The sequence below is a fragment of the Pseudonocardia sp. P-1 genome (genome assembly GCF_058111925.1).
On record NZ_CM176614.1, the window covers coordinates 4,031,727 to 4,057,966 of the forward strand.

18 protein-coding genes and 1 pseudogene are annotated in these 26,240 nt (G+C 75.8%); 12 read left to right on the forward strand and 7 right to left on the reverse strand.

Translation table 11 applies throughout. The annotated features are described in order from the left end of the window. Nucleotides 1-4: 4 nt before the first annotated feature. On the reverse strand, nt 5-1,063 hold the full coding sequence (locus tag AC0GKK_RS19910) for a hypothetical protein (RefSeq protein ID WP_489882280.1): 1,059 nt from the start codon (nt 1,061-1,063) through the stop codon (nt 5-7). Nucleotides 1,064-1,715: 652 nt separating this feature from the next. Then, nucleotides 1,716-1,976, reverse strand: coding sequence for a chorismate mutase (locus tag AC0GKK_RS19915; protein ID WP_149663792.1), 261 nt, complete (start codon nt 1,974-1,976; stop codon nt 1,716-1,718). Between the two features lie 315 nt (nt 1,977-2,291). On the opposite strand from AC0GKK_RS19915, the gene AC0GKK_RS19920 reads away from it, so the two are divergent. Beyond that, nucleotides 2,292-4,742: a UvrD-helicase domain-containing protein gene (locus tag AC0GKK_RS19920; protein WP_489882281.1), complete on the forward strand. Its 2,451-nt coding sequence runs from the start codon at nt 2,292-2,294 to the stop codon at nt 4,740-4,742. A 3-nt stretch (nt 4,743-4,745) separates the two neighbouring features. On the opposite strand, the gene AC0GKK_RS19925 is transcribed toward AC0GKK_RS19920, so the two are convergent. From AC0GKK_RS19925 to AC0GKK_RS19935, 3 genes are all read right to left on the reverse strand, one after another. Then, complete coding sequence (locus AC0GKK_RS19925) at nt 4,746-5,378, reverse strand: DUF1707 SHOCT-like domain-containing protein (RefSeq protein WP_405415075.1); 633 nt, start codon at nt 5,376-5,378, stop codon at nt 4,746-4,748. A gap of 48 nt (nt 5,379-5,426) precedes the next feature. Continuing rightward, nucleotides 5,427-6,215, reverse strand: coding sequence for a M23 family metallopeptidase (locus AC0GKK_RS19930; protein WP_346108468.1), 789 nt, complete (start codon nt 6,213-6,215; stop codon nt 5,427-5,429). A 402-nt stretch (nt 6,216-6,617) separates the two neighbouring features. Further along, nucleotides 6,618-7,592: an esterase/lipase family protein gene (locus tag AC0GKK_RS19935; protein ID WP_208823105.1), complete on the reverse strand. Its 975-nt coding sequence runs from the start codon at nt 7,590-7,592 to the stop codon at nt 6,618-6,620. Between the two features lie 279 nt (nt 7,593-7,871). On the opposite strand from AC0GKK_RS19935, the gene sucC reads away from it, so the two are divergent. From sucC to AC0GKK_RS19975, 8 genes and pseudogenes are all read left to right on the forward strand, one after another. Continuing rightward, nucleotides 7,872-9,044 (forward strand): ADP-forming succinate--CoA ligase subunit beta, encoded by a 1,173-nt coding sequence (sucC, locus tag AC0GKK_RS19940; RefSeq protein WP_062397722.1) that lies wholly within the window; start codon nt 7,872-7,874, stop codon nt 9,042-9,044. Nucleotides 9,045-9,047: 3 nt separating this feature from the next. Next, nucleotides 9,048-9,932 (forward strand): succinate--CoA ligase subunit alpha, encoded by an 885-nt coding sequence (gene sucD, locus AC0GKK_RS19945; protein WP_346108463.1) that lies wholly within the window; start codon nt 9,048-9,050, stop codon nt 9,930-9,932. A 160-nt stretch (nt 9,933-10,092) separates the two neighbouring features. Next, nucleotides 10,093-11,283, forward strand: coding sequence for a DUF5336 domain-containing protein (locus AC0GKK_RS19950; protein WP_489882282.1), 1,191 nt, complete (start codon nt 10,093-10,095; stop codon nt 11,281-11,283). A 77-nt stretch (nt 11,284-11,360) separates the two neighbouring features. Next, entirely contained in the window at nt 11,361-13,115 is a 1,755-nt protein-coding gene (locus AC0GKK_RS19955; RefSeq protein ID WP_489882283.1) for a cell division protein PerM, read from the forward strand. 117 nt (nt 13,116-13,232) lie between these two features. Beyond that, on the forward strand, nt 13,233-13,841 hold the full coding sequence (purN, locus tag AC0GKK_RS19960; RefSeq protein WP_208827067.1) for a phosphoribosylglycinamide formyltransferase: 609 nt from the start codon (nt 13,233-13,235) through the stop codon (nt 13,839-13,841). Next, a complete protein-coding gene (gene purH, locus AC0GKK_RS19965) occupies nt 13,834-15,396 on the forward strand; it encodes a bifunctional phosphoribosylaminoimidazolecarboxamide formyltransferase/IMP cyclohydrolase (protein ID WP_489882284.1) in 1,563 nt (520 codons plus the stop codon). The genes purN and purH overlap by 8 nt, the downstream gene beginning before the upstream one ends. 645 nt (nt 15,397-16,041) lie before the next feature. Then, nucleotides 16,042-16,767, forward strand: a complete 726-nt coding sequence (locus AC0GKK_RS19970; protein WP_489882285.1) for a hypothetical protein — start codon at nt 16,042-16,044, stop codon at nt 16,765-16,767. Between the two features lie 74 nt (nt 16,768-16,841). Continuing rightward, a pseudogene (locus AC0GKK_RS19975) lies at nt 16,842-18,481 on the forward strand (DNA polymerase Y family protein). Between the two features lie 22 nt (nt 18,482-18,503). Here AC0GKK_RS19975 and AC0GKK_RS19980 read toward each other — a convergent pair. Beyond that, entirely contained in the window at nt 18,504-20,015 is a 1,512-nt protein-coding gene (locus tag AC0GKK_RS19980) for a M28 family metallopeptidase (protein WP_224401455.1), read from the reverse strand. Nucleotides 20,016-20,501: 486 nt separating this feature from the next. On the opposite strand from AC0GKK_RS19980, the gene AC0GKK_RS19985 reads away from it, so the two are divergent. Beyond that, nucleotides 20,502-23,843 carry an error-prone DNA polymerase gene (locus tag AC0GKK_RS19985; RefSeq protein ID WP_405415096.1) on the forward strand — a complete coding sequence of 1,114 codons (3,342 nt, stop codon included), beginning with the start codon at nt 20,502-20,504 and terminating at the stop codon, nt 23,841-23,843. 188 nt (nt 23,844-24,031) lie between these two features. Here AC0GKK_RS19985 and AC0GKK_RS19990 read toward each other — a convergent pair whose 3' ends face one another. After that, nucleotides 24,032-24,700 (reverse strand): GPR1/FUN34/YaaH family transporter, encoded by a 669-nt coding sequence (locus tag AC0GKK_RS19990; RefSeq protein WP_482638319.1) that lies wholly within the window; start codon nt 24,698-24,700, stop codon nt 24,032-24,034. A 229-nt stretch (nt 24,701-24,929) separates the two neighbouring features. On the opposite strand from AC0GKK_RS19990, the gene AC0GKK_RS19995 reads away from it, so the two are divergent. Together AC0GKK_RS19995 and AC0GKK_RS20000 are read left to right on the forward strand one after the other, a co-directional pair. Then, complete coding sequence (locus AC0GKK_RS19995; protein WP_489882286.1) at nt 24,930-25,784, forward strand: bifunctional methylenetetrahydrofolate dehydrogenase/methenyltetrahydrofolate cyclohydrolase; 855 nt, start codon at nt 24,930-24,932, stop codon at nt 25,782-25,784. An 83-nt stretch (nt 25,785-25,867) separates the two neighbouring features. Then, nucleotides 25,868-26,176, forward strand: a complete 309-nt coding sequence (locus AC0GKK_RS20000) for a DUF3017 domain-containing protein (RefSeq protein ID WP_062397707.1) — start codon at nt 25,868-25,870, stop codon at nt 26,174-26,176. Nucleotides 26,177-26,240 lie beyond the last annotated feature (64 nt).

The window sequence follows — 26,240 nt, forward strand, 5'->3', positions numbered from 1 at the left end:
CGTGTCAGCCGCCCAGGAGCCCGCCCGCGCCCTTCGTGACGCCGCCGAGCACCCCGCCGACCGGCTCGGTCACGCCGGACAGGGCGCCCCCGACCGGCTCGGTCACCGTGCCGGCCCCCTGCCCCACGGGCTTCGTGACGGCCTGCAGCGGCTGGGTGGCGTCCGAGGACGAGGAACCGGTGTCCGCGGTGGCCTTCTTCGCGGAGGTGTCGAGGAGCCCGGTGACCGGCTCGGCCGCCTTCAGGACCGGGCCGGTGAGCGGCTCCGTGCTCCTGAGGACGGGCTCGGTGACCGGCGACAGCGCGCCGAGCACCGGCGTCGTCACCGGCTCGAGGGTGTCGGTGAGGGGCCGGGTGACGGGCTTGACCGCGTTCGTCACCGGGCGGACGGCCTCGGTCACGGGGGACACGGCACCGCCGAGGGTCTTCCCGACCGGTGCCGCGGCCTGCGCGACCGGGGCGACGACGCCACCGACGGCGTCCCCGACCGGGCGGACGTTCTCGGTGACGTCCTGGATCGGGCCGGTGCTGGTCCCGCCGCGCGACGGCGGGGTGCCGGTCACGGGCTCGAGGATGTTGCCCGCGGACGGCCGGTCCGGGTTGTTGATCGGGGCGACGATCGGGGCGAGCGGCGAGCCCGTCCCACCGGAGCCGCGCGGAGCCGGGACCGCCGGCGACGACGGGGCCCCGGTGCCCGGGTTCCCGGTCGAGGGCGAGGTGGGCGTGCGGGGCGCGGGGACCGCGACGGCGGGCCCGGCGGCGGTGCCCGGGGCGCGGCCCGCCGCGACGGCCTGCGCCGGCTGCTGCGGACCGAAGGCGACGGCCATCCAGTCGGTGGCGCCGGGGGCGGTCGCGGGCGCGTCCGGCAGCGGCGAGCTCAGTGCCACGTTCGCCGGGAGGTACTGGGCGGGCAGCGTGTCCGGGGTGTCGCCCGCGGTGGGCAGGCCGAAGCCGGGGAACAGGCCGTCGGCGGCGGCGCGCGCGTCGGAGTTCTCGGTGCCGACGCCGTTGTAGAGCGCCGCGCCGAGCACGGAGCCCGCGGCGAGCAGCGCGCCGGCGACCACACCGGCACGACGGCGACCCGACACCTGACGGCCGGTCCAGCCGTCGGCGCCGGCCGCGGCGCGGGGCTGCGGGAGGTCGATGTCCCCCAGCCGCCCGGGGCACCCGCGGCGGCGATGTCACCGGCCGACGCGGCGTCGGCGGCCGCGCCGCCGGCCACCGGGGGACGCCCCTCTCGGCGCAGCAGGTCACCGACGGACAGGACGGGCCCGGTGAGCGGACCCGCGCCGTCGGAGGACGCGTGGGATGCACGCGAGTGACGCGCCAGCAGTTCGGCGACGCTCACCACGTCGCGGGGCCCGGTGGCGCCGGGGGCGCCGGGGAGCGGGGCTCCGGCAGGTGTGTCGGTCACGGCCGCACGTCCTCCTTCGGGTCATTTCGACCTGGGAAGATGTACCGGAAAGAGTCCTCGATCCCCAAGTGATCACACTCCGCTCGTCGCAGATCACCCGATCGGGTGGTCCCCGTTCATCGGCCGTATCCGACCGCTCGACCTGCTCGTTGCCTCGCAAGGCAACCACTGCGCAAGCCTGCCCCGACCTGAACCCCAGGTGGGGCCCGTGTGGGCGTGTCGCCCTGTGTACCGCGCGTGAATCGCCGAGCGGTCGCCGCTCCGGCCCCCGTCGCCGGGCGCGACACGGTGTCACACGGTCGTCAACGGCCGCCGAGACGTCCGCGGCCCAGCCGCAGCAGCATCATCGCCAGCTCGCGGCCCTCGGGGCCGAGGTCGGCGAAGCGGTCCAGCACCGCCATCTCGCGGCTGTAGACGATGCGCGGTCCGCCCGCGGCCATGCGGGCGGCACCGATGCGCTTCGAGACCTCGGTGCGGCGGAGGATCGCGTCGAGGATCTCGGCGTCGAGCCGGTCGATCTCCCGGCGCAGCTGCTCGATCTCGGGGTCGGCTCCGGTGCGCACCTCGGTGCTCGTGCCGGAGCTCGGCTGCGGGGCTGCGGGGTCGGTCACGGTCATGGTCTCCTCGTCTCGGTCACGGGCCGTCGGGACCGAGGACATGCGAACGCCCCGGGTCCGTCGGACTCCGGGGCGTGCGGGTGGCGTCTGGGCTCAGACGGGCGGCGCAGCGGGAACCGGGGTCCGGTACCCGTAGCGAAATCGCCTGTCGTGAGCCACGCGGCGAGTGTAGACCACCCGGCGCACCGGGCCGCCGTGGTTTCCGGGACCGGCGACGCCGGAGCGGGATCGTCGGACCCCCGGCGTACCGTGTTCGACACGATGAGTGCGCTGTTCGAACTCCCCGGGACGGGCCCCGCCGCCGCTGCCGAGCCGACGACGGCCCAGGGCCGCCGCCTGCTGGACGGCCTGAACGACCGCCAGCGGGAGGCCGTGACGCATGCGGGTTCACCGCTGCTGATCGTCGCCGGAGCGGGGTCGGGGAAGACCCGCGTGCTCACCCACCGGATCGGCTGGCTGCTCGCCGAGCGCGGGGTGCACCCCGGCGAGGTCATGGCGATCACCTTCACCAACAAGGCCGCGGCCGAGATGAAGGAGCGCGTCGACGCCCTCGTCGGGCGACGCTCCGGGCCGATGTGGGTGTCCACCTTCCACTCCATGTGCGTGCGGATCCTCCGGCGCGAGGCCAAGCACCTCGGCGTGCGCAGCGCCTTCTCCGTCTACGACGCCGACGACACCCGCCGCCTCGTCGGCATCGTCGGGCGCGACCTGGAGCTGGACCCGAAGAAGTTCGCCCCGCGCGCACTGGCCGCCCAGATCTCCAACCTGAAGAACGAGCTCGTCTCGCCGGACGAGGCCGCCGAGCGCGCCGCCACCGACCACGAGCGGCGCATCGCCGAGGTCTACGGCGTCTACCAGTCGCGGCTGCGCCAGGCGAACGCCTTCGACTTCGACGACCTGATCATGGAGACGGTCTCGCTGCTGGACCGGCTGCCGGCCGTCGCCGAGTACTACCGGCGCCGCTTCCGGCACGTCATGGTCGACGAGTACCAGGACACCAACCACGCCCAGTACGAGCTGGTCCGCCAGCTCGTCGCGCCGGCCACGGCGAACGGGCGTCCCGGCGAGCTGTGCGTCGTCGGCGACTCGGACCAGTCGATCTACGCCTTCCGCGGCGCGAACATCCGCAACATCATCGAGTTCGAGCAGGACTTCCCGGACGCGCGGACCATCCTGCTGGAGCAGAACTACCGCTCGACCCAGACGATCCTGTCCGCGGCGAACGCGGTGATCGCCCGCAACCCGGAGCGGCGGGACAAGCGGCTGTGGTCCGACTCGGGCGACGGCGAGCGCGTCGTCGGCTACGTCGCGGACAACGAGCACGACGAGGCGTCGTTCGTCGCCCGTGAGATCGACCGGCTCGTCGACACCGGCGAGTACCGCAACTCCGACATCGCGGTGTTCTACCGGACCAACAACCAGTCCCGCGTCTTCGAGGACGTGTTCCTGCGGGTCGGGCTGCCCTACAAGGTCGTCGGCGGGGTGCGGTTCTACGAGCGCCGCGAGATCCGCGACGCGCTGGCCTACCTGCGGGTGCTGTCCAACCCGGAGGACACGGTCAGCCTGCGCCGGATCCTCAACGTGCCCAAGCGCGGCATCGGGGACCGGGCCGAGGCCGTCGTCGCCGAGTACGCCGAGCGCGAGCGCACCTCGTTCGCCCGCGCGCTGCGCGCCGCCGCCGAGGAGCCGCAGCGGCTCCCCGCCCTGGCGACCCGCTCGCAGAAGAACATCGCCGGGTTCGTGCGGATGCTCGACGAGCTGCGCGAGCTCGTCGAGCGCGGCGACGACACCGCCGAGGTCCTCGAGGCCGTCTACGCGCGCACCGGCTACCTGGAGGAGCTGCAGGCGTCGGAGGACCCGCAGGACGGCACCCGGATGGACAACCTCGCCGAGCTCGTCACGGTGGCGCGGGAGTTCGCGGGGGACGCCGCCGTCGCGGACCTGGCGCCGGACGGCGGGGCCGCGATCGGGTCCGGTGCCAGGTCCGCCGACGGGGCATCCGACGGCGCGGCCCCCGAGGGCGAGGCCGACGCCTACGACGACACCCCCGACGGTGTCCCGGAGCCCGGCTCGCTGGCCGCGTTCCTGGAGCGCGTCGCGCTCGTCGCGGACGCGGACTCCATCCCCGACGACGACTCCGGCGTGGTCACGATGATGACCCTGCACACGGCGAAGGGCCTGGAGTTCCCGGTGGTCTTCCTGACGGGCTGGGAGGACGGGATCTTCCCCCACCTGCGCACCCTCGGGGACCCGAAGGAGCTCGCCGAGGAGCGCCGCCTGGCCTACGTCGGGATCACCCGCGCGGAGAAGCGGCTCTACCTGTCCCGGGCGATCGTCCGGTCCGCGTTCGGGCAGCCCAGCACCAACCCGGCGTCGCGCTTCCTCGACGAGGTGCCCCCGTCACTGCTCGACTGGCGGCGCACCGAGGAGCAGCTCGCCGCACAGCGGCCGTCGGCGCCGGTGGGGCGGTTCGGGTTCGGGAAGCGGCCGCAGGCGACCGACCGCGGGAGCTGGAAGGTCCCGGAGAGGTCGCTGAACAACCAGTCGCTGCACCTCGACGTCGGGGACCGGGTCAACCACGACAAGTACGGCCTGGGCACCGTCGTCGCGGCCGACGGCATCGGCCCGCGCGCGACGGTGACGATCGACTTCGGCTCGGGCGGGACGGTCCGGCTGATGCTGATCGGCGGCGTCCCGATGCAGAAGCTGTAGACCTCAGTCGTCGTCGCGGTCCTGCGTCGCGGCCTCGGCCGGGGTCAGCACCTTCACCGACCCGAACGCCCCGACGACGTGCACGTCCACCGTCCGGTCGCCCGGCGCGGCGCACGCCGTCGGGCAGTCGGTCGAGCCGAACACGGTGAACCCGGAGACGTCCGCCCGGGTGCCCTCGGGCACCACGACCTCGACCGAGCCGAACAGCAGCACCCCGCCCACCCGCGGGGCCTCGGCCTGGACCCCGATCGTGCGGGACCCGAACACCGTCACGCCGTCGGTCAGCGGCAGCACCTGCGACCCGCCCCAGACGGCGGCGACGACCAGCGCGGCCGTGGCGAGGATCCCGCCGGCGCGCCGCCCGGCGGCCGCGGCGAACTCGCCGGTCGGTGCCCGAGCCGGGAGTGCCGTGGTCGGCGCCTGCTCGACGGCGGCGGTGGGCGCCCCGGCGGTGTCGGCCGGGAGGTCGCGGGTCAACGGCTCCAGGTCGGCGCGGGTGCGGGCCGCCCAGGCCTTCGCCGAGCGTTCCTCGTACTCGGGCAGGGACAGTCGTCCCTCGCCGTGCGCGCGCTGCAGCCGGGCGTCGACCGCCCGTCGCTCGCCGTCCCCCACCCGGTACGCCGACTCGTCCGCCACCCGGCCATTCTGGACCGTCCGGGCGCGCCGGGGAGCGGCGACCGCCGGTCAGGCGTCGCGCGAGCCCGTCGCGGCGGTGACGTCGAGGCCACGCGCGGCCAGCCACGGCAGCGGGTCGATCTTGGTGCCGTCCGGCTCCCACACCTCGAGGTGCAGGTGCGGGCCGGTGGACTGGCCGCGGTTGCCGACCTCGGCGATCTCGTCGCCGGCCTTGACCTGCTGGCCCTCCTGCACGAACGACCGGTTGATGTGGCCGTAGACGGTGCTGGTGCCGTCGGGGTGCTTGAGCACCACCCACATCCCGAAGCCGCTGGCCGGGCCGGACTTCTCCACGACGCCGTCGGTCAGGGCGAAGATCGGGGTGCCGATCGGGGCGGCGAGGTCGATGCCCTTGTGCTGCACGCCCCAGCGGGCGCCGAAGCCGGAGGTGAACCGGCCGGCCGTCGGCATGACCAGGGCCTCGCCGTTGTACATGACCGCCTTCGGGGCGCCGTGCGACATCGCGGTCGTCACGGCCCGCTCCAGCTTGGCGGCCTCGCGGCCCATCCGGGCGGCCTTCGTCAGGTTGGCGACGTCGACCTTCGAGGTGGAGTCCAGGTCGGGCAGCGACGCGGCCTGCGCGGAGAGCTGCTCGCCGCCGATCGCGGAGGTGTCCATCGGGGCGGTCGTGTCGGCCGGGCGGGTGTCGCTGGACACCGGCAGCATCGCCGAGGCGGCGAGCCGGGCGTAGGCCTCCTCGACCGCGGCCTCACCGCCCCAGCCGGGCACCCCGAGGGCACCGGCGACCGTCTGACCGGCCGCGACCAGGGCGCCACCGGCCGCCGCGGCGACGGTCACACGGGTACGCGAGACCACCGGCGGGGGAGCCGGGAGCGCCGGGAGCCGGTGGCCGGCCGGCGGCACAGGGGGGAGCGTGCCGGGCCGGGCCTCCGGTCGCGTGGCGCCGCTGGGGAAGCGGTGGCGCGACAAGACTGCCCTTCTGGTGTTCAGGGCGCCGCGGGCCGTTCGGCGGTGATCGTCGGAGTGGGGGCTCCGTCGGGGGATGGCGTCGTTCGGGGCGACACCGATCACCGTGATCGGTCCGTGACGTGGACAACGCGACGGTAACCCGGGCCTCGCCGAGCGGCAACGGCGGCCCGCCGCGCGGTTGCGGACGGTCGTGGATCATCGACGACCGGTCGGGCGGTCGGCGACGCGACGGCGAACGGAGGATCCCGTTCCCCCGCCCGGACCGGGCGCTCAGGCGCCTTCGGCGGCGTGCCGGCCGACCAGCCGCAGCGACCCGCGCAGCCGCCGGTCGCGCACCCGGTCGTGCTCGCGCCGCTCCGCCTCCCCGCGGGCCAGCGTGCTCGCCACGAAGTGCACGGTGCGCCGGTCCACCGGCAGCGCGAGATGGCCCACGTCGTCGAGCTCCAGCTCGGTGACGTCGAGGTCCGGGTGACGCAGCCGGGAGTTCCGCTGCGGGACGATGATCTCGTCCATCCGCGACCAGACCACCAGGAACCGGGTCCGGCAGCCGGGGGCCGGTTCGTCCAGCTCGCGCAGGATCGCCGAGCCGGGGCGGAGCTGGCGGCACAGCGGCAGCGGTGCGATCCGGGCCAGGTTGCTGCCCGAGTGCGGGCTGCCGAGCGTCGCCAGGGTGTCGACGACGGCGTCGCCCCCCATCCGCTGCACGTAGTAGCGGGCGATCACCCCGCCGAGGGAGTGCCCGACGATGTGCACCCGGTCCGACCCGGTGGCCTCGCGCAGCCGTTCGACGTGGCCGCGCAGCTCGTGCGCCGCGGTGCGGACGTCGTCGGTGAACAGGCTGTAGTTGATGGCGTGCACCACCCCGAAGCCGCGCCGGCGCAGCTCGTGGGCGAACACGGTGAACACCGAGCGGTTGTCCATGATGCCGTGGACCAGCAGGATCGGCGTCCCGGCGGCGGTGGGGTCGGCGACGACCAGGCTGCGCTTGACCGGCGGCAGGCTGTCGGTGCGCCAGTGGCCGTGCGGCCGGACGGTCTCCTCGGCCAGCCCGATCGGGTACAGCGCGAGGTGCGCGGCCAGCCAGGCGCCCTCCAGCGCCAGTCCGCGCAGTCCCGCACGCGAGGTGAAGGTCCGCGCGGCGTATCCCGCCGCCTGCCCGAGATCGGACGTCGCGGCCGTCACTGTCGACAGCGCCCCGTCGGCGATCGCGCGCAGGCGAGCGCCTCCGGGTAGCGACGTCGCCATGTCCGAAAGGTAAGGCAGGTCACAGGATTCCGCTGTGTCGCGGGACGATCGGTGGCCCCGATCACTCGGTCGGCCGATCTGAATCGAGCACTGCGCCGACGGGGTGACAGCGGTCACCGGCCCAGGTCAGGACCGGTGCGCGCGGCGTGGCTAGGCTCCCCGACGCAGCATCACCGACGTCCGCGACCGCTGCCGCCCGCCACCTGTGCGGGGCGCGCCCGGAGAACGAGCCGGGGTCGCGCCGGTCGCGGCGAGAGCGAAGTGGAGCGGGAGAGCCGAGTGGACCTCTACGAGTACCAGGCGAAGGATCTCTTCGCCGCGCACGGAGTCCCGGTGCTGCCGGGCCGGACCGTGGACAACGCCGCCGACGCGGCGGCCGCGGCGGCCGAGCTGGGCACCGCCGTCGTGGTCAAGGCACAGGTCAAGACCGGTGGTCGGGGCAAGGCCGGCGGCGTGAAGCTGGCCGAGAACGCCGACGAGGCCAAGGAGAAGGCCGAGGCCATCCTGGGCCTCGACATCAAGGGCCACACCGTGCACCAGGTCCTGGTCACCGAGGCCAGCGACATCGCCGAGGAGTACTACTTCTCCTTCCTGCTGGACCGGTCCAACCGCACCTTCCTGGCCATGTGCTCGGCCGAGGGCGGCATGGAGATCGAGCAGCTGGCCGTCGAGCGCCCGGACGCGCTGGCCCGGATCGCCATCGACCCGATCGCCGGTGTCGACAAGGCCAAGGCCGACGAGATCGTCGCCGCGGGCAAGATCCCGGCCGCCGTCGCCGACGAGGCCGCGAACGTGATCGTGAAGCTCTGGGAGACCTTCGTCTCCGAGGACGCGACGCTGGTCGAGGTCAACCCGCTGGTCCGTGACCCGCAGGACAAGGTGATCGCCCTCGACGGCAAGGTCACCCTGGACACCAACGCCGACTTCCGGCACCCGCAGCACGCGGACCTGGTCGACGAGCGCACCGAGAACCCGCTCGAGGCGAAGGCCAAGGCCAAGGGCCTCAACTACGTCAAGCTCGACGGCGGCCAGGTCGGCATCATCGGCAACGGCGCGGGGCTCGTCATGAGCACCCTCGACGTCGTCGCCTACGCCGGCGAGGCGCACGGCGGGGTCAAGCCCGCCAACTTCCTCGACATCGGCGGCGGCGCCTCGGCGCAGGTCATGGCCGACGGCCTGGACGTCATCCTGGGTGACGACGAGGTCAAGAGCGTCTTCGTCAACGTCTTCGGCGGCATCACCGCCTGCGACGCGGTCGCCAACGGCATCGTCGAGGCCCTCAAGATCCTGGGCGACGACGCGACCAAGCCGCTGGTCGTCCGCCTGGACGGCAACAACGTCGAGGAGGGTCGTCAGATCCTCGCCGACGCGAACCACCCGCTCGTCACCGTGGTGGGCACGATGGACGACGCGGCCGCCAAGGCCGCCGAGCTCGCGAACGCTGGAGCCTGAGACATGTCGATCTTCCTCAACGAGAACAGCAAGGTCATCGTCCAGGGCATCACGGGCGGCGAGGGCACCAAGCACGCCACCAAGATGCTCGCCGCCGGGACGAACATCGTGGGTGGTGTGAACGCCCGCAAGGCCGGGACCACGCACACCATCGGCGAGAAGGACGTCACCGTCTACGGCACGGTCGAGGAGGCGATCAAGGAGACCGGCGCCGACGTGTCGGTCATCTTCGTCCCGCCGAAGTTCGCCAAGGACGCCGTGATCGAGGCCATCGACGCCGAGATCCCGCTGGCCGTGGTCATCACCGAGGGCATCCCGGTGCACGACTCGGCGTACTTCTGGGCGCACGCGGTCGCCACCGGCAACAAGACCCGGATCATCGGCCCGAACTGCCCCGGCATCATCTCGCCCGGCAAGTCCAACGCGGGCATCATCCCGGCGAACATCGCCGGCGCGGGCAGGATCGGCCTGGTGTCGAAGTCCGGCACGCTGACCTACCAGATGATGTACGAGCTGCGTGAGTTCGGCTTCTCCACCGCCATCGGCATCGGCGGCGACCCGGTCATCGGCACCACCCACATCGACGCCCTCGAGGCGTTCGAGGCGGACCCCGAGACCGAGGCCATCGTGATGATCGGTGAGATCGGTGGCGACGCCGAGGAGCGCGCCGCGGACTTCATCAAGGCCAACGTCACCAAGCCGGTCGTCGGCTACGTCGCGGGCTTCACCGCCCCCGAGGGCAAGACGATGGGCCACGCCGGCGCGATCGTGTCCGGCTCGGCCGGCACCGCGCAGGCCAAGAAGGAGGCCCTCGAGGCCGCCGGTGTCAAGGTCGGCAAGACGCCGTCCGAGACCGCCGCGCTGATGAAGGAGATTCTCTCCGCCTGATCGGAGTTCGGGTCGCACGTCCGACGCGCGGGCCCCGGGAACTTCTCCCGGGTGCCCGCGCGTCGTGCTGTGTGCACCCCGAGCGCCTCACCCGGCCGGGTCGGGGGCATCGGCTAGCGTGCGGTGCAGCGAGTCCGTCCGTCACACGGGAGTGGTCGTCATGTCGAGCAACGAGCCCGGGGCCGTCCCGGCTCCGGAGCAGGCCGCGCCCGCTCCGACGGTGCGGGTCGCCGTCCTGGCGGGGGCCGTGCTGGCCCTGCTGGCGCTGGTCCTGACCTTCTTCGACGTCACGACCGGGCTGTTCCCGGTCGCGATGGTCGTCGCCGGTGGCGTCGCGGGAGGCCTCACCCTGCTGCCCGGCACCGGGCGCACCCTGGTCGCGGGCGTGGTCCTGTCGACGACGGGGGCGCTGACGATGCTGCTGCTCCTGGCCGGCAGCGGCACCGGGGCGGTCGGCGGCACGCTCGGGTGGGTCGTGTTCGTGGTCGCGCTGCTCGCCGCCGCCGCACTGCTCTACGCCCAGCTCCTCCTGTCCGGTGTCGTCTCCGCCCCCGCGCCGCGGGCGCAGCGCCCGTCGCACGTCGGGCAGCCCGGCTGGGGCCCCGGCCCCGGCCAGGTCCCGCCGGGCCGGCAGCCGCCCTGGATGCCGCCGCAGCCCTACGGCGCGGGCCAGCCGGGTGCCGCGGCCCCGTACGGTGCGGCCTCCGGTGCGACGCCCTACGGAGCGGACCCCTACGCCTCGGGCCAGTACGGCGCGAGCCCCTACGCCGCCCAGCCCGGCGCGGCCCCGTACGCCCCCGGCCAGCCCGGTGCGGGCCAGTACGGCGCCGCCCACGGTGCGGCGCAGTCCGGTGCGGTGCAGCCCGGCGCGGATCACGCCGGTGCCGCCGCGTACGGCGCCCCCGGTGCGGTGCCCGCCGCGTCGCAGCCCGCCGCCGGGCAGTACCCCGGGCAGTCCGGGGCCCACGGCGCGCCCGAGGTGCCCGGGGCGCAGGACCGGACCGGCGACGACGCGGGCCGTCACGCGGTCGGCGGCCGCACCCCGCAGGCGGACGCGGCACCGCACACGCCGTCCGGCGCGGGCGGCGCCTTCTCCGGGGTGTCCTACGGCGACCGCGCCGCCGCGGTGACCGGCGCGCCGGGAGGCGAGCAGGCCCCGCCCCCGACCACCCCCCACCCGGCGGGCGCGGGCGGTACCGGGGACGACGTGGGTGTCACCCGCCCCTCCGCGATCCCCGGCTCCGGCTCCGCCCCGGCGCCCGGCGAGCAGACCGAGCGCCCCGCGGCCCCGGCGTCCGGTGACGACGAGGCCACCCGCACCTTCCGGCCCGGCGGTGACGGCTCCGCCTGAGCGGAGGGAACCGTGGGCCCCGGCACGTCGCGGCGTGCCTTCCCCTCCCGGGCCGCGTTCGCTGCGACGCTGACCGGGTGAGCACCACCCCGCCCCGTCCCGCCCGCGGCCGCCCGGCCTCCCGGGCCCGGTCCACCGGGTCCGCACCGGAGCGGTCCCGCGGTGGGCGCGCGACCGCCGTCGCGGACCGGGAGCGGGGGCGCCGCCGCCCCGCCCGGACCCCGACGCGCGGGACCGGGACCGGCACCGGGCTGGACCGGCTGCGGATCCTGCTCGTGGCCACGATGGGCGCCGTCCTCGCCGGGTACACGATGCTCGTCCCGGTGGCGGCGCTGCTGACCGGTACCGGCGGCGTCGCGGTCACCGCGGACGGGGCACTCGCCACAGCCGTCCCGCTGTGGCTGGCCGCGCACCTCATCCCGGTCGCGGTGGACGGGCGCCCGTTCGGGGTGCTGCCGCTGCTGCCGACGCTGGTGGTCGTCGCGCTGGTCGCCTTCTGCTCGCGCTGGGCGGTGCTCCGCCTGGGCGGGCGGGTCCGGCACGACGCGGGCGCCGTCGTCGCGTCCCAGGCCGGGGCCGCCGCCGCGCTCGCCGTGCTCGCCGGTGCACTGCTGCCGCGGGACATGGCCGTCACCGCCCCCTGGGCGTCGATGATCGGGGCCGGGCTGGTGGCCGGGGCGGCCGCCGGGATCGGCGTCGTCCACGCCTGCGGGGCGCCGGCGGCCTGGAAGCGGGTGCTGGCGGGTTGGCCCGGCGCGGCGCTCGCCGGGGCCCGGGTCGCGGCCGCCGCGCTGCTGCTGGTCGCCGCCCTCGTCCTGACCGTGGCGCTGGTCGCGAGCGCCTCGGACGTCGCCGACACCGCCGAGCGCATCGCCCCCGGCGCCTGGGCGGGCGTCGGGGTGCTGGTGCTGAGCATCGGGTACCTGCCGAACGCCCTGGTCGGGGCGCTGTCCTGGGCGCTGGGCGCGGGGGTGTCGGTCGGTATCGCCCGCTCCGGTCCGTTCGGCGTCGAGCCGGGTCCGCTGCCGCCGTTCCCGCCCGCGGTGGTCCTGCCCGTCACCACCGTCCCGACGGCCGCGGTGCTGGTCGTGCTGCTGCCCGTCGTCGCGGGGGTGCTCGGCGGGATCGCCTGCCGGCGGGCGCTGGCCGACGACGCGCCGGTCGTGGACCGGGTCGCGGCACCGGCGCTGGCGGCCGTGGTCGTCGCGGTCGGGGCGGCCGTCCCGGCGGCGCTCGCCGGGGGTGCGCTCGCGGGCGGGCCCTACGACCCGGTGTCGTTCCACCCGTGGGCGGTCCTCGGCTGCGCGCTGCTGCTGGTCGGGACCCCGGCCGTGCTGACCTGCGCCGGGACCGAGCTCGCCCGGCACGTCCCGATGGGCGGCACCGACCGGTCGCGGACCGCGGTCGACCGGGCCCGGGCGGCCCGGGACCGCCGTCGCGCGTCGACGGTGGGGGAGCTGGTCGAACGCCGTCGCACCGCCGGGGCGCCCGCCCGCCGTGCCGACGCCGCGTGGGACGACGACGGGGGCCACGACGACCTCCACCCCTACTCCGACGCCGCCCCCGACGAGGAGTCCGACGGAGCCGGTCGCACGGCCACCCGTCGCGTCGACGGTTCCGCCGGCCGTGACCCCGCCGGCGACGACGAGGACCCCGGCCACGACCCCGACCACGGCGACGGCGACGACGCGGGGGACCACGGCCCCGACGGTCGCCGCGCAGCCGGGCGCCGCCCCGACCGGGACACCGACGACGGGGACCCGTCCGACCGGCGCACCGACGGCCGGACCGACCGGATCACCCGCCCCCGCGACCGCTCCCGGGACGACTGACCCGCCCGGCCGGGCCGGGTGACCCGGGCCACCACACCGGGCGCCCTCGTCGTCAGAGGGCGCGTCTACCCTGGCCAGGGGCCGTGGAGCGGCCCGGACCGGCGAGGAAGGGACACGGTGGGCGCGCAGGAGCGGCACGGGGCGCTGCGGGTCGTCGTCCTCGTCTCCGGGAGCGGCACCCTGCTGCAGGCACTGCTCGACACCGCGGGCGCCGGGTTCGCCGTCGTCGCCGTCGGGGCCGACCGCGCGGGTGCCACCGGGCTCGACCGGGCGCGCACCGCGGGTGTCCCCACCTTCGTCGAGCGGGTCGCCGACCACCCCGACCGCGACGCCTGGAACACCGCGCTCGCCGCGGCCGTCCTCGCGCACCGGCCGGGCCTCGTCGTCGGGGCGGGGTTCATGAAGCTCGTCTCCCCGGCCTTCCTGGACGCGCTCGGATGCCCGATGCTGAACACGCACCCGGCGCTGCTGCCGGCGTTCCCCGGCGCGCACGCCGTCCGGGACGCGCTGGCCGCCCGGGTGCCCGTCACCGGCGCGACCGTGCACGAGGTCGACGCCGGGCTCGACACCGGACCGGTGCTCGCGCAGGCGGAGGTCCCCGTGCTCCCGGGCGACGACGAGACCTCCCTGCACGAGCGCATCAAGACCGAGGAACGACGGCTGCTGGTCGCGACCGTGCGACGGTTCGCCGCCGCCGCCCAACCCCATGAGGTGAACAGTGAGTGAGCGCAGGCCGGTACGCCGGGCCCTGATCAGCGTCTACGACAAGGCCGGTCTCCTCGACCTGGCCACCGGGCTGCACGCCGCCGGGGTGGAGATCGTCTCGACCGGCTCCACCGCACAGCGGATCGCCGACGCCGGCGTCCCGGTCACCCCCGTCGAGGAGGTCACCGGGTTCCCCGAGTGCTTCGACGGCCGGGTCAAGACCCTGCACCCGCGGGTGCACGCCGGGCTGCTCGCCGACACCCGCAAGCCCGAGCACCTCGCGCAGCTCGAGCAGCTGAACATCGCGCCGTTCGACCTGCTGGTGTCCAACCTCTACCCGTTCCGCGAGACCGTCGCGTCCGGCGCGGGCCGCGACGAGGCCGTCGAGCAGATCGACATCGGCGGCCCGGCGATGGTGCGGGCCTCGGCGAAGAACCACGAGAGCGTCGCGGTCGTCGTCGACCCGTCGCGCTACGCCTGGGTGCTCGAGCAGGTCGGCGCGGGCGGGTTCGTCGTGGAGGACCGCCGCAGGCTGGCCGCCGACGCCTACCGGCACACCGCCGCCTACGACGTCTCGGTCGCGACCTGGATGGGCGAGCAGTTCCCCGCGGGCGACGACGACGACGCCTCCGCCGAGTGGGTGGGCGCCACCTGGACCCGCGAGCGCCCGCTGCGCTACGGCGAGAACCCGCACCAGTCCGCCGCGCTCTACACCGACGGCACCGGTTCGGGCCTGGCCGGCGCCGAGCAGCTGCACGGCAAGGAGATGTCCTACAACAACTACGTCGACGCCGACGCCGCCTGGCGCGCCGCGCACGACCACGGCGACCGCCCCACGGTCGCGGTGATCAAGCACGCCAACCCGTGCGGGATCGCGGTCGGCGCCGACGTCGCCGAGGCCCACCGCAAGGCGCACGCCACCGACCCGGTGTCGGCGTTCGGCGGGGTCATCGCGGTCAACGGCGAGGTCTCGGTCGCGATGGCCGAGCAGGTCGCCGAGATCTTCACCGAGGTCGTCGTGGCCCCCGGCTACGCCGACGGCGCCCTCGAGGTGCTCCAGCGCAAGAAGAACGTCCGTGTCCTCCGCATCCCCGACGGCGCCGCCCGCACCGGCACCGAGCTCCGCCCGATCTCCGGCGGGCTGCTGGTGCAGCAGCGCGACCTCGTCGACGCCGACGGCGACGACCCGGCCGCCTGGAAGCTCGTCACCGGCGACGCCGTCGCCCCCGAGGTGCTCGACGACCTCGCGTTCGCCTGGCGTGCCTGCCGCGCGGTGAAGTCCAACGCGATCCTGCTCGCCCACGACGGCGCCGCGGTCGGCGTCGGCATGGGGCAGGTCAACCGGGTCGACGCGGCGAAGCTCGCCGTGACCCGGGCCGGGGACCGGGCCCGCGGCTCGGTCGCCGCCTCCGACGCGTTCTTCCCCTTCCCCGACGGGCTGGAGGTGCTGCTCGACGCCGGGGTCGCCGCCGTCGTGCAGCCCGGCGGCTCGGTCCGCGACGACGAGGTCGTCGCGGCCTGCGCGAAGGCGGGCGTGCCGATGTACCTGACCGGGACGCGGCACTTCGCCCACTGACCCACCGCCCACCCCGACGGCCCGGGACCGCCTCGCGCGGCCCGGGCCGTCGGCGTTCGGAGCAGTTCGGAGGGTGTCCCGGCCGGGAATGTCGGGGGTGCGTGCGACGGTCCTCCCGCCGTCGTCGCCACCCCCACCCGGGGGATGCGAAGAGACGGCACAGGCCCTATGCTTCGAACGTCAGTTCGAGCACGCGTCGCCTTCCCCGCGGCGCGCCGGGCGAGGTCGCGACCGTTCGGTCGTGGCGCGGTGTGTGGCGGGGAGGTACTGCGGTGCGCGTCGGTGCGGGCGAGGGGCCGGTCGTCGTCGGAGGAGCGGCGGCGGTCGGCCGGGTGGTCGGCGGTGCCGGTGGGGGAGCCGGCGTCGACGCCGGGGACGACACCGGTCCGGAGGGGTCCGGGCCGGTGGTCGGGGCCGGGTCACGTGTCCCCGGGGCGGGCGGGAGCCGCTGCCCGGGGCACGGGGCCCGGCCGGGGGCCGGGGGCCGCGGCCGGCTCGGCCGCCGAGCGGCTCGCCCGGGCCCGGCACGTCCTGCGCCGCACGGAGACCCGGGCGGGCCTGGAGCGGTCCCGGCCGGGGCCCGTGGGGCCCTGCCCGGAGCCGGAGCCCCCGGCCCGCAGCGCCGGGACGGTCGAGGCGCGTCCGGTGACCGAGGCCGACCTGCTGCCGGTGCCGGGGTCGCTGGCCGGTCTGCTGCCCGGCGGGGGCCTGCGGCGGGGGTCCACCGTGGCGGTGGGTGTGGGGTCCGGCGCGGGGTCGCTGCTGTTCGCGCTGCTGGCCGCCGCGTCCGCGGAGGGCGCGTGGGCGGGCGTGGTCGGCCGTCCCGGCCTCGGCGCGACGGCCGCGGCCGAGGCGGGCGTGCGGCTGGACCGGCTGGCGCTGGTCCCCGACCCCGGCGCGGACCTGGTCGGGGTGACCGCGGCACTGCTGGACGGGCTGGACCTCGTGGTGGTGGCCGGGCCGGAGCGGGCCGGGCTGCGGGCCGGGGACCGGCAGCGGCTCGCCGCACGGGCCCGGCAGCGGGGTGCGGTGCTGCTCGCGCTCGGCGGGTGGCCGGGCGCGGACCTGCGGCTGCACTGCACCCGTCCGCGCTGGGAGGGCGTCGGCCGCGGGACGGGGCGGCTGCGGTCCCGGCGGGTCGAGGTCCGGGCGGAGGGGCGCGGGATCGGCCCGGCCGGGTGGGGGGTGGAGGTGCTCCTCCCGGGCCCCGGCGGGACGGCCGTCCCCGCCCCGGCGACACCCCCGGTCCCCGCGGTGCCGTCGGTGCCGTCGGTGCCCGCGATCACCTCGGTGCCGTCGGTGCCCGCGGTCTCCGCGGCCGGGGTGGGCGAGGTCGCGGTCGCGCGGCCCGTGGCCCGGGCGGCGGGATGAGCACGCCCGGTACGGCGGAGGCGGGCGGCGCGACGGGCACGGGCGGCGGTGGACGGGCGGAGCCCGACCCGCGGGTGCTGGCGGTCTGGTCCCCGGACTGGCCGGTCACCGCGGCCGCCCGCGCCGCGCACGTCCCGGCGGACCGGCCGGCCGCGGTCCTGCACGCCAACCGGGTCCTGGCCTGCTCGGCGACGGCCCGCCGGCACGGGGTCCGCCGGGGGCTGCGGCGCCGGGAGGCGCAGGCCCGGTGCCCGGAGCTCGTGGTGCTCGCCCCCGACCCGGGGCGCGACGCCCGGCTGTTCGAGCCGGTCGCCGCCGCGGTGGAGGCGCTCGCCCCCGGCGTCGAGGTGGTGCGGCCGGGGCTGCTGGTGCTGCCCGCGCGCGGTCCGGTCGGCTGGTTCGGTGGGGAGCGCGCCGCGGTGGAGCGGCTGATCGACCAGGTCGCCCTGCACGCGGGGACCGAGTGCCAGATCGGCGTCGCGGACGGGATGTTCGCCGCCGCGCTCGCCGCCCGCCGGGGGCGCGGGGTGCCGCCGGGACGGTCGGCGGAGTTCCTCGCACCGCTGGAGGTCGCCGAGCTGGACCGGGACCCCGACGTCGACCGGGCCGCGCTGGTGGACCTGCTGCGCCGGCTGGGGCTGCGGTCGCTGGGGGCGTTCGCGTCGCTGTCGGAGTCCGACGTGGCCTCGCGCTTCGGCGCCGACGCGGTGGCCGCGCACCGGCTCGCCCGTGGGCTCGACCCCGCCCGCCCGCGCGCCGGCTCCCGCCGGAGGAGCTGTCCGCGGCGGTCGAGCTGGACCCGCCGGTGGACCGGGTCGACGCGGCCGCCTTCGCCGCGCGGGCACTCGCGACCCGGCTGCACACCGCGCTCGCCGGGCACGGCCTGGCCTGCACCCGGCTGGGGGTGCACGCACGCACGGAGAGCGGGGAGGAGCTGCTGCGGGTCTGGCGGTGCGCCGAGCCGCTGACGCCGTCCGGGACGGTGGACCGGGTGCGCTGGCAGCTCGACTCGTGGCTCGGGCGCGGCGGCTCCGGGACGCTGGTCGCGCTGCGGCTCACCCCGGAGGACACCGTGGTCGCCGGGGCGCTGCAGCGCGGGCTGTGGGGCGACGTCGGCGAGGGCGACGAGCGGGCCGGGCGGGCCCTGGTCCGGGTGCAGGCGCTGCTCGGGCCGGAGGCGGTGCTCACCGCGGTCCCGGCGGGCGGCCGGGACCCGGGCGAGCGGGTGCGGCTGGTGCCGTGGGGTGACGAGCGGGTCGTCGAGGACACGGCGATCCCCGCCCGGCCGGGGCCCGTGGCTCCCGCGCGGGACGGCGCCACCGGTGCCCCCGGGCATGCGGAGCAGGTGACCCCGGAGCCTCCCGGTCGTCGTCCACCCGCCGACCCCCCGGCGACCTGGCCCGGCCGGCTCCCGGCACCGTCCCCGGCGACGGTGCCCCCGGACCCGGTCCCGGTCCGGTTGCTCGCCGCGGACGGCGCCGAGGTGTGCCCGGCCGCGCCGGACCTGCTCGACGGCGTCCCGCGCCGGGTCGCGGGCGGCGGCCCGGACCGGGAGGTCACCGGCTGGGCCGGACCCTGGCCGGTGCACACCCGCTGGTGGGCCCCCGACGGCCCCGGGCCCGCGGTCCGGCTGCAGGTCGTGCTCGCCGACGGCACGGCCCTGCTGCTCGTGCACCGCGGCGGCCGCTGGGAGGTGACGGGTGTCTACGACTGAGCCACCGGCCGCCGCGGGCGGGTCAGCGCTGCGGGACCCCGGTGAGGTCGACGGCGAACCGGCCGATCGCCGAGGCCATCGCCGTCACGTTCCGGTCCAGTGCGGTCCGGTCGATGTTGGTCAGCCGGTCGCAGGCCGTGTGGTAGCAGGGGTCGTAGGACTGTCCCGCCGTGCCGCCCCACTTCTGCGCCTGCTCCGGGGTCTTCTGCTCCTCGGCGCCGGTGAACAGGCCACCGGCCGGGATGCCGGCCTCGATGAACGGGCCGTAGTCCGAGCGCCCGTCGAACGCGGTGCCCTCGGGGCCGTTCACGCCGGCCCCGACCAGCGCCTCGGTCAGGACGCGCTCCGCGGTGTCGGAGCCGGGCGGGCCCGCCTCGCCGCCGAGGCCGTCGGAGTTGTCGCCGTCGTAGACGAGGTAACCGGGGTTCGGCGAGCCGACCATGTCGAAGTTGAGGTACAGCGCGATCCGCGCGCGGTCGGCCTCGGACAGGCCCTCGACGTACTTCGTCGAGCCGACCAGGCCGATCTCCTCGGCGCCCCACCACGCGAAGCGCACCTTCTGGCCGACCGGCGGGGAGCCGCCGAGCTTCTGCGCGATCTCGAGCAGGGCGGCGCTGCCGCTGCCGTTGTCGTTGATGCCGGCGCCCTCGGGCACGCTGTCGAGGTGGGCCCCGGCGACCACGACCCGGCCCGGGTCGCCGGTGGTGGTCTCGGCGATCACGTTCCGCGAGGTCTGCTGCCGGATCGTGGTGTCGAGCACCAGCGACGCCTGCTGGCCGTCGCGCAGGGCGGCTCCGGCGGTCTTCGTCACGACCGCCGTCGGGACGACCCCCGGGGTGTCGCCGAGGGTGGCGGGCAGGGCCGCGTCCTCGGTGTTGACCACGATCACCGCCGCCGCGCCCGCCGCCCCCGCGAGCCGGGACTTCTGGCCGAACTCGCAGGTCCCGCGCTCGACGACGGCGATGGCCCCGGCCGGCATCCCGGTGTAGTCGGCGGCGTCGCAGCCCGGTGTCGGGTCCTGCGGGGTGCGCGGGCGCAGCGACAGCGGAGCGGTCAGCCCGCCGGGCGGGGTGGCGGGGGAGAAGCCGAGCACCTCGGTCGTCACCGGTGCGCCGGCCACGGTCAGCCGTGCGTCGCCCGCGGAGAAGGTGCGCACCTCGAACGACGGGGTCGACACCTCGAACCCGCTCGCACGCAGCGTCCCGACGACGTGGTCGACGGCCGCGTCGTACCCGGGGGTGCCCACCGCGCGGTTGCCGTCGTTCGCGTCGGCGAGCTTCTCGAACTGCTGCAGGTGGGCGTAGGCGCCGTCGCCGCCCACCGCGGCCGCGAGCCGCTGCGGCAGGCCGGGGTCGCCCTGCGCGGCCCCCTGACTCCCGCCGCCGGTGGTGCCGATCGTCGCGGCGCCCGGCGCCGCGGGGACGTCCGCGCAGGCCGCGAGCGCGACGACGGCCACCCCGGCCGCCGCGACCCTGACCAGCCGGTTCCCGAGACGTGGCCGGTGCCGGCCACCCGTCGTGCTCGCCCGTCCCATGGAGCCACCTCTGCCGTCCGGCCCGGTACCGGGCCTCGTCCGCGCCGGGTGTCCGGCGCTCCTCGTGCGTGCGCGGTACCGGTCGGGCGCCGCGGCGTCGGACCAGCATCCGCCATCGGGCGTGGCCGTGCGGTGAACCGACGATCACGACACGGCGTCACGAACACGACGCTACGACCCGGCGCGACCCGGGGCCGCGGTGATCCTCGGTCGATCCACACCGGGGTCTCAGTCGTTCCACAGGTTCGGCTGGTGAACTCGGAGATGTCGGCGGGGAGGTCCACGAACCACCTGCCGGCACCGGATGGGTACGTCCGGGTGGCCCGCGGGCCGGCGCTGGGGAGCGGCCGGTGTGCCGCGCCGGAGCCCGGACCCGCCGTGCGGGGCCGACCGGCGCTGGGGAGCAGCCGGCCGGCCCGCACGGCGACGCCCGTCCGCGGAACCCGGCACTCGACGTTCGAACTTGTGTTCGAGTACGCTGCACGGGTGGGCTGGCAGAATCCGGACGTCCCCTGGGCGGAGCTGGAGAGTGCGCTGTCGGGTCGTTCCGTGCGCGACGGCGCGAGCCTGCGCGGCGGCCCGGAGGCCGACGGCGGGGACGCACCGGCCTGGTCCGTCCATCGCGGCCCCTACGAGCCGCCCGAGGGCCTGCACCCGGCGGGGCCCGGCGTCGTGCCGTACGCGGAGCTGCACTGCCACTCGCACTTCAGCTTCCTCGACGGCGCGAGCGCCCCGGAGGAGCTGGTCGAGCGCGCTGCCGAGCTGGGGCTGGAGGCCGTCGCGCTCACCGACCACGACGGCATGTACGGGGTCGTGCGGTTCGCCGAGGCGGCCCACGCGCTCGGGGTGCGCACGGTGTTCGGCGCCGAGCTGAGCACCGGGCTGACCGCCCCGCAGAACGGCGTCGCCGACCCCGAGGGCGAGCACCTGCTGCTGCTGGCCCGCGGCCCCGACGGGTACCGCGCGCTGTGCCGCACCATCTCCACCGCGCAGATGCGGGGCGGGGAGAAGGGGCGGCCGGTCTACGACCCGGACGAGGTCGTCGCCGACACGGCGGGGAAGGTCGTCGTGCTCACCGGCTGCCGCAAGGGCGCGGTGCGCCGCGCCCTGGACCGCTCGGGCCCGGCGGCCGCCGCGGCGGAGCTGGACCGGCTGGTCGCGCGCTTCGGCGCGGAGAACGTGCGGGTCGAGCTGACCGTGTACGGCGAGCCCGGCGACACCGAGCGCAACGACGCACTGGCCGCGCTGGCCGAGCGGGCCGGCGTCGCGACGGTGGCGACGACCGGAGCGCACTACGCCACCCCCGACCGGGCCCCGCTGGCCGCGACCGTCGCCGCGGTCCGGGCCCGGCGCAGCCTCGACGAGATCGACCCCTGGCTGCCCGCGGCGGGCACCGCGCACCTGCGGTCCGGGCGGGAGATGGCCCTGCGGTTCGACGAGCGCCACCCCGGTGCGGTGGAGCGCGCGGCGGAGCTGGGCCGGGAGCTGGCGTTCGAGCTGCACCTGGTGGCGCCGGACCTGCCACCGTTCGACGTCCCGCCCGGGCACACCGAGACGACCTGGCTGCGGGTGCTGACCGAACGCGGCCGGATGGAGCGGTACGGCAGCTGTGACGAGAACCCGTTCGCGGCGCACACCGTGCAGCGCGAGCTGGAGATCATCGAGGCGAAGAACTTCCCCGGCTACTTCCTGATCGTCCAGGACATCGTCGACTTCTGCCGCCGGTCGAACATCTTCTGTCAGGGCCGGGGATCGGCTGCGAACTCGGCGGTCTGCTACGCGCTGGGCATCACCAACGTCGACGCCGTCCGGCACGGGCTGCTGTTCGAACGGTTCCTGTCCCCGGACCGCGACGGCTACCCCGACATCGACCTCGACATCGAGTCCGGCCGCCGCGAGGAGGCGATCCAGTACGTCTACCGCCGCTACGGCAGGCTGTTCGCCGCGCAGGTCGCGAACGTCATCACCTACCGGCCGCGGTCGGCGATCCGCGACACCGCCCGCGCGCTCGGGTTCTCACCCGGCCAGCAGGACGCCTGGAGCAGGCGCGTCGAACGCTGGCACGCCCTGGAGGCGAGCGAGCTCCCGCAGGAGATGCCGCCGCTGCTGCTGGACCTCGCGGGGCAGCTGATGGGTGCGCCCCGGCATCTGGGCATCCACTCCGGCGGCATGGTCATCTGCGATCGGCCGGTGTCCGAGGTCGTGCCGGTCGAGTGGGCGCGGATGGCCGACCGGACCGTCGTGCAGTGGGACAAGGAGGACTGCGCCGCGGCCGGACTGGTGAAGTTCGACCTGCTCGGGCTGGGCATGCTCACCGCGCTGCACCTGATGGTGGACCTGGTCACGGCCGCCACCGGTGAGCGGATCGAGCTGCACGCGATCGGCGAGTCCGACCCGGAGGTCTACGCGATGCTGTCGCGCGCGGACTCGGTCGGGGTGTTCCAGGTGGAGTCCCGCGCCCAGATGGCCACCCTGCCGCGGCTGCGCCCGCGCGAGTTCTACGACCTCGTCGTCGAGGTCGCGCTGATCCGGCCCGGCCCGATCCAGGGCGGCTCGGTGCACCCCTACATCCGGCGGCGCAACGAGCTCGAGACCTGGGACCACGACCATCCGCTGCTCAAGCCCGCGTTGCACAAGACGCTGGGCATCCCGCTGTTCCAGGAACAGATGATGCAGATCGCCGTCGACGTCGCGGGGTTCACCGCGGCCGAGGCCGACGAGCTGCGCCGGGCGATGGGCTCCAAGCGGTCCACCGAGCGGATGGAACGGCTGCGCGGGCGGTTCTACGACGGGATGGCCGCGAACGGGATCACCGGCGAGCTCGCCGAACGGATCTTCGCCAAGATGCTGGCCTTCGCGAACTTCGGGTTCCCGGAGAGCCACTCGATCAGCTTCGCCGCGCTCGTCTACTACTCGGCGTGGTTCAAGCTCTACCACCCGGCGGCGTTCTGCGCGGGCCTGCTCAACGCCCAGCCGATGGGCTTCTACTCGCCGCAGTCGCTGGTGGCCGACGCCCGCAGGCACGGTGTGCGGGTGCACCGGCCGGACGTCAACGCCGGGCGGGCCGACGCCGTCCTCGAACCCGACGACGACAGCACCGGCGGCCGGGCGGTCCGGCTCGGCCTGGCGGGTGTCCGCACCGTCGGCGCGGATCTCGCCGGGGCCATCGACGCCGAGCGCGACGCGGGCGGGCCGTTCGCGGACCTGCCCGACCTGGCACGCCGGGTCCGGCTGACCGGCCCGCAGGCCGAGGCGCTGGCGACGGCCGGGGCGTTCGGCTGCTTCGGGGTGGAGCGGCGGGAGGCGCTGTGGGCGGCGGGCGTCGTCGCGGGGGTGCGCCCCGAGCACCTGCCGGGCACCGCCGTCGGGTTCGACGCGCCGGCCCTGCCGGGGATGACCGAGGCGGAGCTGACCGTCTCCGACGTCTGGGCCACCGGTGTCTCCCCGGACGGCCACCCGGTGCAGCACCTGCGCGCGGACCTCGACGCGCTCGGCGCGGTCCGGATCGACCGGCTCGACGAGGTGGGCCGCCGCGCCGGCCCGGACACCCCGGCCCGGGTGCTGGTCGGAGGACTGGTCACCCACCGCCAGCGTCCGGCGACCGCGCGCGGGGTGACGTTCGTGAACCTCGAGGACGAGTCCGGGATGCTGAACGTGACCTGCTCGGAGGGGTTGTGGGCGCGCTACCGGTCGGTGGCGCTGGGGAGCGCGGGGCTGCTGGTCCGGGGCCGGCTCGAACGCAGCCCGGAGGGTGTGCTGAACCTGCTGGCCGACCGGCTGCAGCGGATGCCGCTGGCGGTGACGGTGGCGTCCCGGGACTTCCGCTGACCGTCTCGCCCGCGCCCGGCGCCGGGCCCTCGCGACCTCCGGGCCCCGCGGTCCCCGACCACGGGGACCACCGGGACACGCGGACCACCGGGACACGCGGACCACCGGGACACGCGGACCACCGGGGCCGGGCAGACCACAGGCCCCGCCGGAGGAACCGGCGGGGCCCGTGGGCGGTCGGAACGGGGTCAGGACTTGACGAGCGGCCCGCCCATCGACATCGCGCGTCCGCCCAGCGTCTGGCCGAACGCGTCGAACAGGATGTAGGCGAACACGATGCAGAACGCGAACGTCGTGATCCCGGCGATCGGGAACAGGCCCGCGTTGCCCGCGGTCACCCCGATGTAGGCCAGCACGAAGGTGATGTCGACGAGCACGAAGCCGATCGTGAACATCAGCGGCAGGCGCAGCGTCGCCAGCGTCAGCAGGACGAACACCAGGGTGAACGAGAGCAGATAGGTCGACTGGATCGACCCGACCTGCTCGGTGGACAGGGCCTCTCCGGTGCCGGCGTCGATGATCCAGCCGTTGTTCAGCGCCATGAGCAGCACGCCGAAGCTGGTCCAGAATGCGGAGAAGACCGCGAAGATCGCGGCGGTGACGCTGTCCCCGACGCGCAGCGCGACCATGGCCGACAGCAGCAGGAACAGACCCGCCGAGAAGGTCACGATCGGGATCATGCCGCCGGGCAGTGCGGTGGTGTCCAGGTAGCCCACGAACCACAGACCCAGCGTGATGCCGGACGGCAGGAAGCAGATGAGGCCCATCAGGGCCGGGTTGGCAGCCGGGGCGGCTGCTGCCGGGGCGGGCGGGGCGGCAGCGGCGTGCGCCCCCGCGGTGTCGCTCTCCACGCTCATGGAAAACTCCTCGTCGAGTTCGTGACCGGTCGAGCACCGGCGGTGTGATTCTGCTCTCGCGGAGATCGTTTTTCGCCCCTCCGTACGACCAGACCCCGACCTGTACCCCGGTCGCACGGAACCGGGCCGTCGTCGCAGCTCGCGGGGGCGGCGCCCCCTACCTGCGCGGCACGTACGCGTCCTTCGGTCAGGTTCGACCGGCCCGGGCGTCACCTGAGAGGATGCCCGGGTGAGCGCACGCGTGATGGACGGCAAGGCGACGTTGGCGGAGCTGCTCGACGACCTGCGGGGCCGTGTCGAGAAGCTGACCGCCGCCGGGGTGACCCCCGGGCTGGGCACGGTGCTGGTCGGTGACGACCCCGGATCGCACGCCTACGTGCGCGGCAAGCACCGCGACTGCGCCGAGGTCGGCATGACCTCGCTGCAGCGCGAGCTCCCCGCCGACGCGAGCCAGGCCCAGGTCGAGGACACGATCGACGAGCTGAACGCCGACCCGACCTGCACGGGCTTCATCGTGCAGCTCCCGCTGCCGGACGGTCTCGACGCCGGCGCCGCGCTGGAGCGGGTCGACCCGGGCAAGGACGCCGACGGTCTGCACCCGACCAACCTGGGTCGCCTGGTCCTCGGCGAGCCGGGGCCGCTGCCGTGCACCCCGCGCGGCATCGTCGAGCTGTGCGGCCGGTTCGGTGTCGAGCTGAACGGGGCGCGGGTCGTCGTCGTGGGTCGTGGCGTGACGGTCGGCCGCCCGCTGGGGCTGCTGCTGACCCGCCGTTCGGAGAACGCCACCGTCACCCTGTGCCACACCGGCACCCGGGACCTGACGGCGCACCTGCGGGAGGCCGACGTCGTCGTCGCCGCGGCGGGCCGGGCGGGGCTCATCACCGCCGACCAGATCAAGCCGGGCGCCGCGGTGCTCGATGTCGGCGTCACCCGTACCGACCTGGGCCTGGTCGGCGACGTGGCGCCCGAGGTCGCCGAGGTCGCCGGGCTGCTGGCGCCGATGCCGGGCGGTGTGGGGCCGATGACCCGCGGGATGCTGCTGACGAACGTCGTCGAGGCAGCCGAACGCAGCCTGGCGGAGTGAGAATCGATACCGAACGCAGCCTGTCGGAGTGAGAATCGATACCGAACGCAGCCTGTCGTCGTGACGGGCGGCGGGGGGCGGTGATGGTGGCGACCCGGTCCGGTCACGGCCTGCGGGCCCGGCTGCGGGCGCACTGGCCGCTGCTCGTCGTCCTCGGTGTGTCGCTGGTCGGGCTGCAGCGGGTGGTCACCGAGCACTGGCGCGAGGGGTCCGCGGCGCTGGCGGTGGCGATGCTGGTCGCCGCGGGCCTGCGCGTCGCGCTGCCGCCGGACCGGGTCGGGCTGCTCGCGATCCGCGGCCGCTACGCCGACGCGCTGGTGTACGGCGGGTTCGGCGTCGTCGTCCTGCTGCTGGCTCTGACGATCACCCAGGGCTCGCTGACCATCAGCTGAGTGCTCGGCTGCGGGAGCCGCCGGTCGTCTCCGGGCCCGCCGGGCGCCGGGTCGGGGGTCTGCG

What these genes read in the sequence shown, in the direction of transcription:
- AC0GKK_RS19920 (WP_489882281.1), top strand. Translation starts at nt 2,292, where the DNA reads ATGAGTGCGCTGTTCGAACTCCCCGGGACGGGCCCCGCCGCCGCTGCC.
- AC0GKK_RS19935 (WP_208823105.1), bottom strand. Translation starts at nt 7,592, where the DNA reads ATGGCGACGTCGCTACCCGGAGGCGCTCGCCTGCGCGCGATCGCCGAC.
- sucD (WP_346108463.1), top strand. Translation starts at nt 9,048, where the DNA reads ATGTCGATCTTCCTCAACGAGAACAGCAAGGTCATCGTCCAGGGCATC.
- AC0GKK_RS19950 (WP_489882282.1), top strand. Translation starts at nt 10,093, where the DNA reads ATGTCGAGCAACGAGCCCGGGGCCGTCCCGGCTCCGGAGCAGGCCGCG.
- AC0GKK_RS19980 (WP_224401455.1), bottom strand. Translation starts at nt 20,015, where the DNA reads ATGGGACGGGCGAGCACGACGGGTGGCCGGCACCGGCCACGTCTCGGG.
- AC0GKK_RS19990 (WP_482638319.1), bottom strand. Translation starts at nt 24,700, where the DNA reads ATGAGCGTGGAGAGCGACACCGCGGGGGCGCACGCCGCTGCCGCCCCG.
- AC0GKK_RS20000 (WP_062397707.1), top strand. Translation starts at nt 25,868, where the DNA reads ATGGTGGCGACCCGGTCCGGTCACGGCCTGCGGGCCCGGCTGCGGGCG.